Source organism: Psychromonas marina, assembly GCF_030161115.1.
GTDB lineage: Bacteria > Pseudomonadota > Gammaproteobacteria > Enterobacterales > Psychromonadaceae > Psychromonas > Psychromonas marina.
In genome coordinates this window covers 433,690-451,255 of the sequence record NZ_BSPQ01000005.1, presented here as the reverse complement: position 1 = coordinate 451,255, position 17,566 = coordinate 433,690, and the positions used below count along the sequence as shown (strand labels likewise).

General features: G+C 38.3%; 15 protein-coding genes. 8 read left to right on the top strand and 7 right to left on the bottom strand.

The genetic code is table 11. From position 1 onward, the window contains the following. Positions 1 to 47: 47 nt before the first annotated feature. Together fldB and QQK09_RS10530 are read left to right on the top strand one after the other, a co-directional pair. Positions 48 to 566, top strand: coding sequence for a flavodoxin FldB (fldB, locus tag QQK09_RS10535; protein WP_284204095.1), 519 nt, complete (start codon positions 48 to 50; stop codon positions 564 to 566). Between the two features lie 325 nt (positions 567 to 891). Beyond that, positions 892 to 2,388 carry a DUF3360 family protein gene (locus QQK09_RS10530; protein WP_284204094.1) on the top strand — a complete coding sequence of 499 codons (1,497 nt, stop codon included), beginning with the start codon at positions 892 to 894 and terminating at the stop codon, positions 2,386 to 2,388. 155 nt (positions 2,389 to 2,543) lie between these two features. Here the strand turns inward: QQK09_RS10530 and QQK09_RS10525 are convergent, their stop codons facing one another. After that, a complete protein-coding gene (locus QQK09_RS10525; RefSeq protein ID WP_284204093.1) occupies positions 2,544 to 3,044 on the bottom strand; it encodes a glycine cleavage system transcriptional repressor in 501 nt (166 codons plus the stop codon). A gap of 358 nt (positions 3,045 to 3,402) precedes the next feature. Between QQK09_RS10525 and focA the strand changes: the two genes are divergently transcribed. From focA to rlmA, 4 genes are all read left to right on the top strand, one after another. Next, positions 3,403 to 4,272, top strand: a complete 870-nt coding sequence (focA, locus tag QQK09_RS10520; RefSeq protein ID WP_284204092.1) for a formate transporter FocA — start codon at positions 3,403 to 3,405, stop codon at positions 4,270 to 4,272. Positions 4,273 to 4,328: 56 nt separating this feature from the next. Beyond that, on the top strand, positions 4,329 to 6,614 hold the full coding sequence (pflB, locus tag QQK09_RS10515; protein ID WP_284204091.1) for a formate C-acetyltransferase: 2,286 nt from the start codon (positions 4,329 to 4,331) through the stop codon (positions 6,612 to 6,614). A gap of 153 nt (positions 6,615 to 6,767) precedes the next feature. After that, a complete protein-coding gene (gene pflA, locus QQK09_RS10510) occupies positions 6,768 to 7,508 on the top strand; it encodes a pyruvate formate lyase 1-activating protein (RefSeq protein ID WP_284204090.1) in 741 nt (246 codons plus the stop codon). 86 nt (positions 7,509 to 7,594) lie between these two features. Beyond that, a complete protein-coding gene (gene rlmA, locus QQK09_RS10505; RefSeq protein ID WP_284204089.1) occupies positions 7,595 to 8,413 on the top strand; it encodes a 23S rRNA (guanine(745)-N(1))-methyltransferase in 819 nt (272 codons plus the stop codon). A 408-nt stretch (positions 8,414 to 8,821) separates the two neighbouring features. On the opposite strand, the gene yfbV is transcribed toward rlmA, so the two are convergent. Then, on the bottom strand, positions 8,822 to 9,277 hold the full coding sequence (gene yfbV / locus QQK09_RS10500) for a terminus macrodomain insulation protein YfbV (RefSeq protein ID WP_284204088.1): 456 nt from the start codon (positions 9,275 to 9,277) through the stop codon (positions 8,822 to 8,824). 244 nt (positions 9,278 to 9,521) lie between these two features. Here yfbV and QQK09_RS10495 point away from each other — a divergent pair, with 244 nt between their 5' ends. After that, positions 9,522 to 10,721 carry an acetate kinase gene (locus QQK09_RS10495; RefSeq protein ID WP_284204087.1) on the top strand — a complete coding sequence of 400 codons (1,200 nt, stop codon included), beginning with the start codon at positions 9,522 to 9,524 and terminating at the stop codon, positions 10,719 to 10,721. Positions 10,722 to 10,790: 69 nt separating this feature from the next. Continuing rightward, positions 10,791 to 12,971 (top strand): phosphate acetyltransferase, encoded by a 2,181-nt coding sequence (gene pta / locus QQK09_RS10490; RefSeq protein WP_284204086.1) that lies wholly within the window; start codon positions 10,791 to 10,793, stop codon positions 12,969 to 12,971. A gap of 93 nt (positions 12,972 to 13,064) precedes the next feature. Here pta and QQK09_RS10485 read toward each other — a convergent pair whose 3' ends face one another. The 5 genes from QQK09_RS10485 to QQK09_RS10465 all read right to left on the bottom strand — a co-directional run bounded on the left by QQK09_RS10485 (position 13,065) and on the right by QQK09_RS10465 (position 17,368). Beyond that, positions 13,065 to 13,580, bottom strand: a complete 516-nt coding sequence (locus QQK09_RS10485) for a hypothetical protein (protein ID WP_284204085.1) — start codon at positions 13,578 to 13,580, stop codon at positions 13,065 to 13,067. Positions 13,581 to 13,657: 77 nt separating this feature from the next. Next, positions 13,658 to 14,221 carry a porin family protein gene (locus QQK09_RS10480; RefSeq protein WP_284204084.1) on the bottom strand — a complete coding sequence of 188 codons (564 nt, stop codon included), beginning with the start codon at positions 14,219 to 14,221 and terminating at the stop codon, positions 13,658 to 13,660. Between the two features lie 139 nt (positions 14,222 to 14,360). Continuing rightward, positions 14,361 to 15,290, bottom strand: coding sequence for a LysR family transcriptional regulator (locus QQK09_RS10475; RefSeq protein WP_284204083.1), 930 nt, complete (start codon positions 15,288 to 15,290; stop codon positions 14,361 to 14,363). Positions 15,291 to 15,377: 87 nt separating this feature from the next. Further along, positions 15,378 to 16,298 carry a class I SAM-dependent methyltransferase gene (locus QQK09_RS10470; RefSeq protein ID WP_284204082.1) on the bottom strand — a complete coding sequence of 307 codons (921 nt, stop codon included), beginning with the start codon at positions 16,296 to 16,298 and terminating at the stop codon, positions 15,378 to 15,380. After that, positions 16,298 to 17,368 (bottom strand): AI-2E family transporter, encoded by a 1,071-nt coding sequence (locus QQK09_RS10465; RefSeq protein WP_284204081.1) that lies wholly within the window; start codon positions 17,366 to 17,368, stop codon positions 16,298 to 16,300. Before QQK09_RS10465 ends, QQK09_RS10470 begins: the two co-directional genes overlap by 1 nt. Positions 17,369 to 17,566 lie beyond the last annotated feature (198 nt).

The following is a 17,566-nucleotide window of genomic DNA, read 5'->3' as shown; positions in this document are numbered from 1 at the left end:
AGTCTGTTGCACAGTGAGTGTTATTTTTTTACTTAGGGTATATCCAAATGAAAATCGGTTTATTTTATGGTTCTAGCACCTGCTATACAGAAATTGTGGCAGAAAAAATTCAAGCCTGTATCGGTGAGGAGCTAGTCGACATTTATAACATAAAAGAGACTGGCCTGAGCAAGATAAACGACTACGACATGTTGATTTTAGGTATCTCAACCTGGGATTATGGTGAATTACAAGAAGATTGGGGCGCCCTGTGGCATGAAGTATGCGGATTAAGTGTTACTAATAAACCTGTTGCACTGTTTGGATTAGGCGACCAAGAAGGTTATGGAGAATGGTTTGTTGATGCATTAGGTATGCTACATGATGAATTATTACCTCAATCTCCTATTTTTATTGGTCAGTGGCCAGTTGAAGGTTATGAGTTTATTGCGTCAAAAGCGTTAACAGCTGATAAGCAGCATTTTCTCGGATTAGCGATTGATGAAGATACTCAGTATGAGCACAGCGATGAACGTATCGAGCAATGGTGTTTACAAATTTTAGAAGAAATTCAAGCGCAGATATAAGCTTGATCTTTTTTGTTCATTTTTATTGTCAAAATAATACCCCTAAAGAGCTAACTGGTTAAATTTTAACTTCACAGGTCAATATTTAACCACAAACCTAGATAGCAGAAGCAAAAGAGTGATACAGATCACACTTACCACAATCTACTTTAGTTGTTTAATTACAGCATCGTTACTATTCTGATCCAGATCAACCAAGCAAAAAAAGCTTTCGTTAAGCTAAGCCAATTCAATGACAGTAGTTCATATTATTCATAAATAAACCAATTATTTATAAATAATAATTAACTGCAACACCCATAACCGCAAGGGAGTAAACCGCATCATGTCGGATCAGAAACAAACTAAAAGTTATCGCGAGCTACATAAGCCAGCAAGTGAGTTTGAAACTCGCTCTGATTATTTAGATCACGAGCTACAAATCATGCAACCACGCAGATGGAAATTAAACCTTCCAGGCCGTGACTTTAACTTTGAGTGGGAAGATCTAGTACCAGCTATCGCAGGTACGATTGGTATTATTGCAATGTACTCTGCTGTAATGATGTCTTGGGCAGATGGCTTAACACAAGCTTGGCCACACGTTACGCTAGGCAAAGAGTTCGCTATCGAAGTTGCACGAGTTGAAATGCTAATTCCGGCACTACTTTTCTGTGTTATTGCTTCTGGTCTATTGAATCCTCGCGCTAACCTTGCAGGTAATCATGGTCCGATGATTCCATTAATCGGTGCTATCGCTTTAGCTGGAGCTCATCCATTAGCATTAGCTATCTTATTAGGTGTATTTGGTTTATTACTAAGTTACTTTAAAGGTGGTTCAAAACTGGTTAATTTAACCAGTGAAGGTGTAGCAGGTGGTCTACTTGTATTCCTTGGCTTCACCGGCGCATTTAGCCAAATTGGTTTAATTCAAAGCTGGGCAAAAAGCATCGATATGGGCCACGTTGGTCTAATCGTATTAGCTGTTAATGTGGTTTTATACGCTTTCCTTGCGAAGATAAATAAACGTTGGTTAGCTATTCCTGCTTGTGCTGTGACAGGTTTAGTTATCGCACTCGCATTTGGTGCGGGTTCTGACCTTGTATTCACTACCGAAATGGGTCTTCCAAACTTAAACCCTGTTTACTGGTGGGGAAGCACAACTGAAGGTTGGATGTTAGGCCTTCCAAATCTTGAGCATTTCATTGCATCACTTCCTTTTGCTATCTTAGCAGTGGCAATGTGGTCACCTGATTTCTTAGGTCACCGTATTTTCCAAGAGCTTAACTACCCAAGAAAAACTGAAAACGTATTAATGGATGTTGACGATACAATGACAACTTGTTCTATCCGTCAAATCGTTGGTACTGCAGTAGGTGGTGGTAACATTACTTCTTCTTGGGGTACGTACATGATTCCTGCAGCTATCGCAAAACGTCCTATTCCAGCGGGCTCAATTGTACTGGGTACATTATGTATCATCATTGCAATTCTTGGTTTCCCAATGGATGTTGCAGTATGGCCGCCTGTAATGCGCGTTGCGCTATTAGTGGGTGTATTCTTGCCATTACTTGAAGCAGGTATGCAGATGATTAAAAATACTAAAGATTCTCAATCTGCTGGTATTTGTATCTTCTCTGCAGCAGTATTTAACCCAGTATTAGCATGGGCATTAACGATGCTACTTGATAATAATGGTTTAATTGGTGATAAAGAACGTGCCAAGAAACTGTCTAAAATTGACAAAATTCTAATTCCAGGTGGTGTTTTAATCATCTGTGTATTAGCAATGTTAGCTGTTGGTATGTTTGAAGCACAATACGGTATTCCAGCACTACTATAAGTTGAGATGTAGAATATTTATAAGGCGCTATTTATAGCGCCTTTTTTTATGCCAGAGAAGGCAATTAACAGTTTTTTTTAGATATAAAAACGTCACTCGGAGGTAACGTTTTGGTTTACTGATAACTAACAGCTAAAAACTGCTAACTCTTCTTTTTAAGCACTTAAATCAATAATCAAATCTGGTGCAATATCTTGTAGTGACGAAACTAACGTCATTTTATCAAACTGTTCATCGACAATAATTTTAAAGTGGCTAGTAAATAATGTGCCTCCTATAGCAGGGACACCTAAACGATTACACTCCATATTCTCAACCTTGATACTATTATCGCTCAGCACTTGAGTAATATGGCGAACCAAACCAGGCCTATCTTTACCATCAATACAAAGGTCAAGTGGTGTTGGCTTTTCATGTGTTACGCAGCCTAAATCAGCAAACTCGACATTTATATCTAAATCATTAAATTTTGAACGTAATAGCTCAACTTTACTGGCATCAATTTCTATCTTAATTAAACCAGCAACATAGGTATCGATGTGACTGATTTTACTATTAAGCCATTTTCCATCAAGCGCGTGTGTTATATCGGACAAAACCTTTACTAAATCAGTTTGATTTGATCCGCTGACGGTTACCATTACTTGAATATTCATAGACTTGCTCCCTAAATATACCTTTATATGAAGTTATAAAATAAACTTATCTTTTCACTATAGGTCTAATGTAATTATAAACCACTAATAAAATAAGGGTTGTCGATAACGTATCACGTGGTATTATGCAAACCTGTTTTTTAGCGACAATGCAACGAGCACAGGTCACACTTTTAAGAAATTTAATTACATTTAAAGGTGATTTTCGCTAAAACTGAAAGTTTTCTATCAAAAGATCAGCAAAAAACTGAGAAACTGTAATAAAATTACAGCATATATCGTGTTTTTGACTTACATCAATTATATTGCAGAATCATTTGTTAGACTAATATTTGTACCGGTTAATAGGAACAGGACAATGAAATCAGAGAGCATGATTGATGAGTTATTACCTCATCAAATCACAGAAAAAGCTGACGATGTTGCTTACAGCAAAGCGACTAAAGCATTTTTATCTGCGTTTTACCTCGCGATTACAGCAGGTATGTTTATTAGTCTTGCATTTGTTTTCTATATTACGGTTACAACTGGCACAGAAGGTATGCCATGGGGCATCAGTAAACTGATTGGCGGTTTAGCATTCAGTATGGGCCTTTTATTAGTTGTTGTAGTCGGCGGTGAATTATTCACTAGCAGCACCCTTACCCTTATTGCTAAAGCAAGCAATCGTATCACTACCGGACGCATGCTGAAAAACTGGGCAGTGGTTTATTTTGGTAACTTTATTGGTGCTACTTTTTTAGTTATTCTTATTTTTCTAGCCGGCCTGTATAGCGCTGACAATGGACAATGGGGCTTAAATGCACTGCTCGTTGCGCAACATAAATTACATCACACCTTTACAGAAGCTGTCGCACTCGGCATGCTATGCAATATTATGGTCTGTTTAGCAATTTGGATGGCTTTTGGCGCACGTACTATTACCGACAAAATGTTTGCGGTTTTATTACCTGTTGCTATGTTTGTAGCATCTGGATTCGAACACAGTATTGCAAATATGTTTATGGTGCCGACAGGTATCATGATTCATCACTTTGCTTCTCCAGAGTTCTGGAGCGCAATCGGTCACTCACCGAGCGAATTTGCAGATATCACCACCATTAATTTTATAGTTCATAATCTTATTCCTGTCACAATCGGTAATATTATCGGTGGCGGTGTTGTTGTAGGACTTATGCATTGGATGATTTATTTACGTCCATCCAAGAAACAAAAAGAAATTTTATAAGCAATTTTTAACTTTTAGTACTATTTTTTAATCTCTAACTTTAAAGGTAAAACTTTATGACAAAACTTAACGAAGATTTTACATCAGCTTGGAACGGCTTTGCTGGTGAAACTTGGAAAAATGAAGTTAACGTTCGTGACTTTATCCAACAAAACTATACTCCATTTGACGGCGACGAAGCTTTCTTAGCAGGCGCGACTAAAGCGACTGATGAGCTTTGGGAAAATGTAATGGTAGGTATCAAGCAGGAAAATGCTACTCATGCACCTGTTGATTTTGATACTGATGTAGTTTCTACAATTACTTCACATGCACCTGGTTACATTGACCAAGGTCTAGAAACAATTGTTGGCCTACAAACTGAAAAACCACTTAAACGTGCGATTATCCCTAACGGCGGTATTCGTATGATCGATGGTTCTTGTAAAGTTTACGGTAAAGAATTAGATGCAGGTATCAAGAAAACTTACTCTGAATTCCGTAAAACACATAACCAAGGTGTATTCGATGTTTACACTGGTGACATCCTTAAATGTCGTAAATCTGGTGTTTTAACTGGTTTACCAGATGCATACGGCCGTGGTCGTATCATTGGTGATTACCGTCGTGTAACACTTTACGGTATTGATTTCCTAAAAGCTGAAAAAGCGGCTCAACATAAGAGCTTAGAAGCTGAATTAGTTGCTGGTACTTCTCTAGAAGATACTATGAAATTGCGTGAAGAAATCTTCGAGCAATTCCGTGCACTAGAGCAAATCAAAGAGATGGCTGCTTCTTACGGTTTCGATATCTCAGGTCCTGCTACAAACGCTAAAGAAGCGATTCAGTGGACTTACTTCGGTTACCTAGCTGCAATCAAATCTCAAAATGGCGCAGCAATGTCATTTGGTCGTACTGCTACTTTCTTAGATATCTTCATCGAGAAAGATTTACAAGCTGGTATTATTGATGAAACTGAAGCTCAAGAGCTTATCGATCACCTAGTAATGAAATTACGTATGGTTCGTTTCCTACGTACTCCTGAATACGATGATCTATTCTCTGGTGACCCTATCTGGGCAACTGAGTCAATCGGTGGTATGGGTGTTGATGGTCGTACTCTTGTTACGAAAAACTGTTTCCGTTTCCTACATACTCAATACACTATGGGTCCTTCTCCAGAGCCAAACATTACTGTTTTATGGTCTGAAGAACTTCCAATCAACTTCAAAAAATACTGTGCAAAAGTATCTATCGATACTTCTTCAATCCAGTACGAAAATGATGACCTGATGCGTACTGATTTCGACAACGATGACTATGCTATCGCTTGTTGTGTATCACCAATGATTGTTGGTAAACAGATGCAATTCTTCGGTGCTCGTGCAAACTTAGCAAAAACTCTTCTGTACGCAATTAACGGCGGTGTAGATGAGAAGTCTAAAGCACAGGTTGGTCCTAAAACGCTTCCTGCGATCACTGGTGAAGTATTAAACTTCCAAGAAGTTTACGATAACCTTGATCACTTCATGGATTGGTTAGCTGAGCAATATGTGACTGCACTTAACTGTATTCACTACATGCACGATAAATACAGCTACGAAGCGTCTCTAATGGCTCTTCACGATCGTGATGTTGAACGTACAATGGCTTGTGGTATTGCTGGTCTTTCAATTGCAGCGGATTCATTAGCAGCAATTAAATACGCAACAGTACGTCCAATTCGTGATGAAGACGGTATTGCTACTGACTTCGAAATCGAAGGCGATTACCCTAAATTTGGTAATAACGATCCACGTGTTGATGATATCGCTTGTGAGCTTGTTGAAAGCTTCATGAAGAAAATTCAATCACGTCCAATGTACCGTAACGCACGTGCTACACAGTCTATCCTTACTATTACATCTAACGTTGTATACGGTAAGAAAACTGGTAACACGCCAGACGGTCGTCGTTCAGGTGCTCCTTTTGCACCAGGCGCTAACCCAATGCACGGACGTGATGAGAAAGGTGCTGTAGCATCACTAACATCAGTATCTAAACTACCGTTTGCATACGCACAGGATGGTATCTCTTACACATTCTCAATCGTACCAAACGCATTAGGTAAAACTGACGATTCTCAAAAAGCTAACTTAGCGGGTCTTATGGACGGTTACTTTAAGCACACACCTGAAATTGAAGGTGGTCAGCACTTAAACGTAAACGTAATGAACCGTGAAATGTTATTAGATGCAATGGAAAACCCTGAGAAATACCCTCAGCTAACTATCCGTGTATCTGGTTACGCAGTACGCTTTAACTCGTTAACAGCAGAGCAAAAACAAGACGTGATTTCACGTACTTTCACAGCTTCGCTATAAACTAGAAATTATTAAGGCAAACCTTTACGTTTGCCTGTTATAATATGAAAGGTTTCATCTTTACGGGTGAAACCTTTCTTTTTTTATGCAAAGAATAATTATTTAATTGTGATCGAAAAGTGCCATTAAATAATTATTTTTAGGAGTTTCAAAATGTCAGTTATTGGACATGTTCATTCAATTGAAACCTGTGGTACCGTTGACGGCCCAGGCATTCGTTTTATCATCTTTTTACAAGGCTGCTTGATGCGTTGTAAATATTGCCATAATCGTGATACGTGGGATCTTGACGGCGGTAAAGAAACAACCGTTGAAGAACTAATGACTGAATTGTTGCAATATCGTCACTTCATGAATGCATCGGGTGGTGGTATCACTATCTCAGGTGGTGAAGCGATGTTACAACCTGAGTTTGTGCGCGCTATGTTTGAGGCATGTCGCTTAGAAGGCATCCATACTTGTCTTGATACCAACGGGTTTGTACGACGTATCGATGATACGACGAAATCTGTGCTTGATGTTGCCGATTTAGTATTGCTTGATATCAAACAGATGGACAATAAAAAACATATCGACCTTACTCATGTAAGTAATAAATACACGCTTGATTTTGCGAGATATTTAGCAGAACAGAATCAACCCGTCTATTTGCGTTACGTGGTTGTACCTGGTTACACCGACTGCCTAGAAGATGCACATGCATTAGGTAAGTTTATCGAACCAATGAAGAACATCGAAAAAATAGAAATGCTACCTTACCATGAGCTTGGTAAGCATAAGTGGACTGCTATGGGTGAGATTTACCCATTAGATGGCGTTAGCCCACCATCGCGCGAAGTGATGGAAGATGTGAAGAATATTTTATTACAGTACAACGATAACGTAATCTATTAAGCACTTTTAACACCAAGAAAATGTTGATCTACAGATTACTCTTTTCTGTAGATCATTCTTCAACAAACAAATAATGTAAGATCCCCATGAGCCCATTTATCTGCCCACTTTGTCAAAGCAACTTCACACAAACCAACAACACACAAATATGTGAAAATAATCATCACTTTGATATCGCTAAAGAGGGTTACTTAAACCTATTACCTGTCAGTGCGAAAAACTCTAAAAATCCAGGTGATAACAAAGAGATGATGATGGCGCGTCGTGCTTTTTTAAATAGCGATGGTTACTTACCGCTAGCTGAAAAGCTATCGGCTTTAAGCAATCAACTGCTTGGTAAAATAGAGTCGCCTACCCTGCTTGATTTAGGCTGTGGTGAGGGTTACTACACTAATTTTCTTGCACAATCACTACCAGAGTCTGCAACGATTAATGCATTAGATATCTCTAAGGTGGCCATTCGCTATGCCGCTAAACGTTATAAGACAATCAATTTTTGTGTTGCTAGTGCCTACGATGTACCACTCGAAAATGATAGCCTTGATGCGTTAATACGTATCTATGCACCTTCGCTCGATAGTGAATTGCTACGCCTTATTAAGCAAGACGGTTATCTCATCACCGTTACCCCTGCACCACGTCATTTATATGAATTGCGTACTAAAATTTATGATCAAGTAAATGAGCATATCAGTGAAAATGATGCCCCAACAGGTTTTACTAAAGTAGAACAGATCAACTTAAATTACCCATTGCAGATCAATGATGTTCAGATTTTAAAAGATTTGATCCAAATGACCCCTTTTGCATGGAAATTTAATCCAGAAAAGATGCAACGATTAGTTGATGAGAAACGCTGGAATATAGAGTGTGATTTTAATATTGAAGTTTATAAGAAAGTATAACAATGTAATATTTTTTCAGTTTAACCATTAAATTATGTAATAAAATTACAACCGGTACAATATAGAAGCGCCAAACGAGCAAAATTCAAGCATAACTATCAGAACCTATTAATAATTTCTGATAGTTACACTGACAACATAAAATGGCTTTTGGTGACCGCTCATAACGACATTAATCGTCATTTATTATTAATAACAGCATTGCTTTAGAGTGACACAAACCAATAGTAACAGGCATTACAGAGGTTTATTGATTGTTTAAATTACTATTATATAAAGAGATATAACACGAGTAGATACCTTTATGAGCGTTAAAATGGTTACTCTCGACAAGGAAAAACCAGCCCCCTCCTGTTGATCATATTTTCTTAAAACGACCATTCATATTGAATAACTGTTGTTTTATTTCTAAATTAGTTCGTTATTCTGTAAGAAATTATCACCACCACGCTTGAAAGCATGTTTAAGTAAAAGTGCTAAATCAACATAACGGGGCCTTTTTGCCATCACGCCATCTTGAGTTACTCCTTGATTTAGCTTCTTTTCAATCGCGATATACCAAGGCAGTAGTTGATTAGGTAAAAAGGCACTAGATCGCTTTCCTAACCAATATAAACCTTGAACAGGTAATCCCATTAAAAAAAGAACCAGTGTCGCTGTTGCAGGCCAATTCAACAAGCCAGGCAATAAAACATTTAAACACATGATTAATATAACAAATAAAGGAATAACCTTTATAGCTAAACGCGTATAATAGACAACTTTACTGTCGACAAATAAACAGTTCAACGTCTTTTGCTTGGGCCAGTTTTTAAGGTAAAAATCCCCCTGCCTAATTACATCAAAAAATAGTTTCAAAAGCACCTCCCAAATAACGTATTAATACAACAAAGACTAGCACAACTAGCGAAAGCATAAATAGTTAATCAAAAAATTGATTTTAAATAAAATTTGTCAAAATCTACTTTGTAATTTTATTACAGAAGCGTAAACTCATATAATCATGTGTGAGTAGCGTCTCCTACATGGTAATTAATATTTTATCGTTTTTTTTGTCTAACCAAATAACGGTGTGATACACCTTTAACTTTAATTACTGGAATATTTCATGAGCAATAAATTAGTTCTTGTCCTTAACTGTGGTAGTTCGTCTCTTAAATTTGCTGTCATCAACGCCAACAATGGCGATGAAGTGATCAGCGGTCTTGCTGAATGCTTTAATCTTCCTGATGCACGTATGAAGTGGAAAATTGCAGGTGAAAAAGGTGCAACTCACCTTCCTGCAAATAGCGCACACAAAGAAGCAATCTCTTACATTGTAGAAGAAATAATTAAAAAAGAAGAAGGTCTTGCAGAGCAATTTGTGGCTGTAGGGCACCGTGTAGTACATGGCGGCGAACAATTTACTAAATCTGTCGTTATCACGCCTGAAGTTTGTAAGGGAATTAATGAATGTGCCTCTTTAGCACCATTACATAACCCAGCAGCTATTATGGGAATTCGAGCAGCAAGAGATGCATTTCCAGAACTTCCACAGGTTGCAGTGTTTGATACTGCATTCCATCAGTCTATGCCTGCAACTTCTTTCTTATACGCTCTGCCATACCACCTTTACAAAGAGAAAGGCATTCGCCGCTACGGTATGCACGGAACAAGCCACCTGTTTGTTAGCCGCGAAGCAGCTAAAGCATTAGATAAACCAATTTCTGAAACTAACGTTATCTCAGCTCACTTAGGTAACGGTGGTAGTGTTTGTGCGATTAAAAATGGTCAATGTGTTGATACTAGTATGGGCATGACACCACTTGCAGGCCTAGTAATGGGTACACGCTGTGGTGATATCGATCCGAGTATTATTGAGCACCTTGTTACACGCGAAGGTTACAGCGTCTCTGGTGTAATGGATATGTTACAAAAACAAAGTGGTTTACTAGGAATTTCTGGTATTTCAAGTGATTTCCGTGACATTCAAAATGCTTGCGAAGAAGGTAATCAACAAGCCATTTTAGCACGTGACATTTTCTGTTACCGTTTAGCAAAATACATCGCTGGTTACGCAGTTCCACTAGGTCGTATTGATGCACTTGTATTTACAGGTGGTATCGGTGAAAATTCTGACTTAGTACGTAATAAAGTACTAGAATTATTGACTGTGTTTGGCTACCAAGTTGATGCTGAGAAAAATAAAGCTACAATACTTGGCAAGCAAGGCACTATCACCAAGGAAAACTCTCCAATTGCAATGGTTATACCAACCAATGAAGAGTGGGTAATTGCACAAGATTCAGCGGCGCTTGTTACTGCTTAATCAACCATTATTATTTGAGGGGAACTCCCCTCATTACTATTTTTAATCCTTAATATAAAAGGAATAGTTATGTCCCGCACAATTATGCTCATTCCCATCGGCGCTGGCGTTGGTGTTACATCTGTAAGTCTTGGTATGGTCCGCGCAATGGAGCGTCAAGGTGTTGCAGTTAACTTCTTCAAACCAATTGCACAACCTCGCTCTGGTGATACAGGTCCTGAACGTTCAACTGCTACATTACGTAACGGTTCATCGATCAACCCACCTGAACCATTTGCAATGAAGTATGCAGAAAACCTAATCTCTTCAGGTAACAAATCTGAATTATTAGAAAATATTGTTGAGCGTTTCCAAAAAATCACTAAAGACAGTGATGTGATCATTGTTGAAGGTCTAGTACCAACTGATAAGCATCAGTTTGCCAACGAAATTAACTACAGCATTGCTAAAGCACTAGGTGCTGAAATGGTATTCGTGACGCATCCAAGCAATGATTCTTCACAACAATTGAAAGAACGCATGGAAATTGCCGTTTCTTCATTTGGTGGTAAAAAGAATAAGCGTATCGTTGGTTGTATCATCAACAAAGTTGGCGCGCCAATTGATGAGACTGATAGCAACAGCCCTGATATGAATGAAATGTTTGATATTCCACTGGCTGGCACACAGACCAACCTTGAAGTATTACAAATGTTCAGCAAAAGCCCACTGCCAATCCTAGGTTGTATCCCATGGAGCGCAGAGCTAATTGCACCACGTGTTCAAGATTTAGCGATACACTTAGAAGCAAAAGTACTGAATAAAGGTGACATCGAGCACCGTCGTTTACACAGTGTAACTTTCTGTGCACGTACGATTCCTAACATGGTTCAACACTTTAAAGCAGGCTCAATGTTAGTAACTTCTGGCGACCGTAGTGATGTAATCATCGCCGCTTGTTTAGCTGTAATGAACGGCATGAAAATTGGTTGTTTACTGCTTACTGGTGATTACCCACCAGAAGAAGAAGTCATGAAGCTTTGTCATCGTGCAATGGAATCTGGTTTACCGATTCTATTAATCAAGAGCAATACATGGCAGACAGCGCAACGTCTACAAAACTTCAACATGGAAATTCCAGTTAATGACGTTGAGCGTATTGAAAAAGTACAAGAATACATTGCAGGTCATATCGACAAGCATTGGTTAAACACGTTAACTGAAGATTCTTCACTTACACGTCGTTTATCGCCACCAGCGTTCCGTTACCACTTAACTGAGCTTGCTCGTAAAGCGAACCAACGTATTGTATTACCTGAAGGTGAAGAGCCACGTACAATTCAAGCGGCGCTTATCTGTGCACAACGTGGTATCGCTAAACCTGTTTTACTAGGTAACCCAGACGAAATTCACCGTATTGCTACACAGCAAGGTATCGTATTGACTGATGACGTTGAAATCATCAACCCTAACGATGTACTTGAAAACTACGTAGCACCTATGGTTGAACTACGTAAAGCGAAAGGTCTAACTGAAGTTGTTGCACGTGAACAATTACAAGACCCAGTTGTACTAGGTACAATGATGCTAGCTGAAAATGAAGTTGCAGGCCTAGTTTCTGGTGCAGTACACACGACAGCAAATACTATCCGCCCAGCGATGCAGTTAATTAAAACAGCACCAGGTGCTAACATAATTTCATCTATCTTCTTTATGTTACTACCTGATCAAGTATTAGTTTACGGTGACTGTGCAATCAACCCAGACCCAACTGCTGAACAACTAGCTGATATCGCGATTCAATCTGCTGATTCTGCAATCGCATTTGGTATCGACCCTAAAGTAGCAATGATCAGTTACTCTACGGGTAACTCAGGTGCTGGTTCTGACGTAGAGAAAGTACGTGAAGCAACTAAAATTGCTCAAGATCGTCGTCCAGACCTTCTTATTGATGGTCCACTACAGTACGATGCTGCGGTAATGGAAAATGTTGCTAAGAGTAAAGCACCAGATTCTAAAGTAGCAGGTCAAGCAACAGTATTTATCTTCCCAGATCTAAATACTGGTAATACAACTTATAAAGCCGTACAACGTAGTGCAGACCTAATCAGTATCGGTCCAATGCTACAAGGCGTGCGTAAGCCAGTAAATGACTTATCTCGTGGCGCATTAGTAGACGATATCGTTTACACCATTGCTTTAACAGCAATTCAAGCAACACAAGCTCAAGAAAAAGAGTTAGAAGTTAAACAGATTGCTGAAAAAGCGTAATTAATTAACGCTTTTTATCGCAAATAAAAGCCCCGTTATGGTTAACATAACGGGGCTTTTTTAATTTCTTTTTTCTAATAGTCTGGTGTCATTTTAAAATCGTAAAACAATACCAGTCGAATATGTAGCAGAAAAAGAATAAGGTAAAAAAGTTTTTTTGTTATCAATGTAATTGCCATCAACACCAAGCCTAAAACCAACATTGTCATTAATAGATACTACCCAAGCAAGGGCGGAACTAAAACCTGTCGCATTTCGATAACTAAGTTCATTAGGATTGAATATTTTTCGTTGGATACCTTCATAATCAACCACACCAACTTCAAATTGAAAAGAAACATTAGGAGCGTTATTTAACCGATATTGCGCTCCAACACGGTAGGTTTTTAACCTGTCTTTATCAGTAAGAAATTCAGAATAAGTATGAGTATAAGATATGTATATTGCATCCATGCCGAGTTTATCTGATAAGCCGAGTTGTGTTCCCCAACCAGAAAGACCAGATCCGTAATAAGGACCTATTTTTACTTCAGGCGAAAAATGTAAACTAGTTGCAAGAAGAGGTTTTGAAACAATAAATAGCGCGATAAAAATAAGTTTGAATTTCATGCAATGACCTAGTATTAGAAAGAATGCCAACCGTGGCACTGAGCATATCCATATGTAGAGACTTTGTACTTAGGTCTTTAGAACTTGTAACCAACCGTCAATGATAATTGGTCAAGGTCAATATATTCTAATATCATATAGTTAGTGCGAAGATCTACGTACATTCCAAAATCAAACGTTGCACGTACCCCCATTCCAAGCAATAAAGCATTTTCTGATGCTGTATAAGAAAGATCATTTATTGTATTTTTTTCTTTGATATGAGCAAGACCAATGGCACCGTAGGGTTTAACAGTAAAGTTATCAAAAAAGAAGGCGTAACCGATATCTGTATCAACCTTAAATGAAGAAAGATCATACTCATACCTTGAACCATAGAGGTTCATATCATCTTTATTTTTATCTAATGAGGCATTAAAACCAAATATTCTATTTAAATCATAACCATATTCAATTTTTATACCGTTACCAATATCAATACTTTCAGCACCATCAATATCTCCTATTGTGCCTGATGAAATACCCAAACCAATGCGGTGCCCTTGATAGTTTGATCGTTCCGATACTATTTGCTCTGCAAGTAGGCTAGAAGAGAAGGAAAGCGCTGTAATAACGGCAAGTTTCATGGTTATTTTTTTCATTTTTTATACTCTAATTAGTAACACATTTTGAGTATCCTTACTGGCTTTGACCTCCTGTCGATCGAAAGGATACTAAGTGTTATTTAATTACGGGGCTAATTAGGAGTCTTTATATGACAGATAAGCAAATGGATAAGTGCTATTGATCAATTTGTTCGATGAGCACTTTTTTAATGATCGAATGTAGCCAATTTAACAGTGGACTATTTCTATTTTTAAGATGCATGTAACTGTATACAGGGTAATGAAATGGTTCACCTTCAAATAACACATTAACCGCCCGTAACGTCGGGTAGCTATCAATAGGAAAAAGGTTAGAGTGAGGTAAATACATATCAGTATGTTGTACAACATCAATCAATGCCATGATATGTTCTGAACGAAAACTAACCTTATGATCGACATTATACTTATCGAGTATCTTTGAAGCGTAGCTAAAATTATCATTCCAGCCAGCTGTAATCATTACTGCTATTTCATAACCGGCAAGGTCTTCAGGCACAACAGTTTTTGCTTTAATAGGATGGTCCTGTCTCACTAAGAGTAAACCTGTGAGCTGGACTAATTCTTGTGTGAATACTTCCTTAGAAAGATGCTCCGTTGCATAACTTACCCCCATCAATACCTGTCCTTTTTGAATATCTTGCGGGCTAGAAGCAGTCCAACTGACTAACTCTAGTTGTGCATTAGGGGCTTCTTTTTTAATGATATTAAATAGTGTGCCCGATAAACAAGTCAGCGCAGGGGGGGAAAGTGCAATCTTTAATGTTGAGTTAATATCGGCAGGGGAAAATGCCTGTGAAGCATTTAATGTTGTTGAGATGCCGTCAAGGTATGGTGTGATTTTTGTTGCAAGAGATGTCGCAAAAGCAGTAGGCTCTAGACCTGTTCGTACCTTAATAAAGAGGGGATCATCAAAATGGTTTCTTAACTTTTGCAACGCTTGGCTAATCGCAGGTTGAGAGACAAATAGCCTATCAGCCGTTTTGCGCATATTTAACTCTTGTGATAACACCATAAAAGTACGCAGGAGGTTTAAATCCAAACTATAAAATAAATCCTTCGCCATAATAGTGACAATCCTTTTTCAAAATACGCGTTTTTTTACTTCAGTAATCAACCTGTGCCGTACAAGCAACACAGGTTTCCTCAATATCTATTCTTGCAACTCGACTAACAAACATTTCAAACCACGATCAGGGTTGATATTGATAAAGTGCTCTTCTGGCATGATCTTTTGCAATATTTTAGCATTAGGACATTCCGTTTTAAGTACTTCTTCTAGGAATGCAAAATCAAGATCTGGAGAGTTTAAACAAAGCAGTGCTTGACCACCAGGGTTAAGAAGCTCAGGTAAACGGCGTATTATTTTAGGATAATCACGCTTAATATTGACACTGCCTTTCTGTAGCGAAGGTGGATCTGCAATCACAATATCGTAAGGTCCTAAACGCTTTACCTTTCCCCAAGATTTAAAGAGATCATGACCAAGATACTTTATTTTACCTAAATCATGCCCATTTAAACGATGGTTATCACGGCCGACAGCGAGTGCCGCTTTACTCATATCAAGATTAACCACGCTTGATGCACCACCAGCAATTGCAGCGGTTGAAAAAGCACAAGTATAAGAAAAAAGATTTAAAACAGCTTTACCAGATGCATTGTCATGTAGCCAACTACGTCCATTTTTCATATCTAAGAAAATGCCATAGTTCTGATTAGTGCCTAAGTTTATTTTGTAGTGAAGTTCATTTTCAAGTGAAACAAAATCGGTAACCCCTTCACCCCATAAAATTTCAGTAGGCGCGAACTCTCGACAACGATATTGCACCTGTATGCTTTTCACTAAAAAGCCTATTTCTGTCATTTTTAGCAACAGTGCTTCAGATAACTGCGCCAACCAATCCTCATTTTCCTCTTTATATAAAATAATGAGGACAACGGGTGATAACCAATCAATATTAACATGGCTACTCTCAGGAAAATGAAAGCCACGGCCATGGTATAAACGCTGTAACTCGGTTTCAGGCAAGGCACTCACGGCAGGCCAATTAATCTGTTCTAATATGTTCATTACTTTTCTTCAACTGTAACGGTTTTATCGACTTGTGATAGTGTATCAACCTCTTCATCAGAGCTTAATAAAATAGCGAACCAACGCCCATCACTGCTGTTTTCTAAGGCGATCTTAAAGATCATCGTTAAGGGTACAGATAGTAACATGCCTACCATACCTAATAACCATCCCCAAAAAATTAAAGATAAGAAAACCACCAAGGTCGAAAGCCCTAAACTACGTCCCATAAAGCGAGGCTCTACGATGCTACCCATGATCATATTAACGCCAACAAACAAAGCAACAACAAAACCTGCCGGTATTAACCCTAACTGTAAAAAGGTCAGAATTACTGCCGGAACCGCTGCAATGATAGAACCGATATTTGGAATATAATTTAATAAGAAAGCAAGTAACGCCCAAAGCACAAAGAAATCAACCCCCATCAACCACAATACAGTCCCAATGATTAACCCCGTCGCTAAGCTGATCAATGTTTTTATCGCCATATAGCGATTTACCATATTCAAAAAATGATCAATGCGTTTATCTGTTGCAGATGAGTCATCAAAGGCTACATGCAATTTTTTAGCAAACCCCTGCCCTTCTGAGAGCATAAATACCACGGTTAATAGTAATAGAAAAACATTGCCTAACACACTGCTAAAACCACTCAGTGTCGTTGTCACTAATCCCATCACCTTACTCGGATCAAAGTAACCACGTACCTCATCCATAGAGATAGTGACACTATGACTCGCCATCCAGTTCACAACCCAATTTAATTCATTGGATAGTTGCAATTCATAACTTGGAAGTGCTTCCCTGAACCCATTAACTGAACTACCAATGACACCACCTAAAACAATAAACAGTGAGAAGATGAAAACAATCACTAAAGTAATCGCTAGCCCACGTGGTATTTTTCGATCAGATAAAAAATTAATCGCTGGATTACAAATAATCGCAACAAACAGAGAAAGCAAAAAAGGAACAACGATCGGTGACGCTGTTTTAATCCCTGCAAGTGAAATAACAATGGCGGAAAAATACAGGGCAATACGGGCAGAAGCTGATATTTTTGTCATATAAAATCCATAAAATAAATAGAGTTAACATTTTACATGTAAAACATGCCGTCAGCACGCCCATTAATTGTTAAAAAATAGAGGTAAATCACAGACAAACCGTAAGCAATTGATTTTAAAAAGATACGCACCCTATTTGTATTACAAGAATACAAATAGATCTTAAGTAAATAACAATAAATAATAAAAAAATAGATC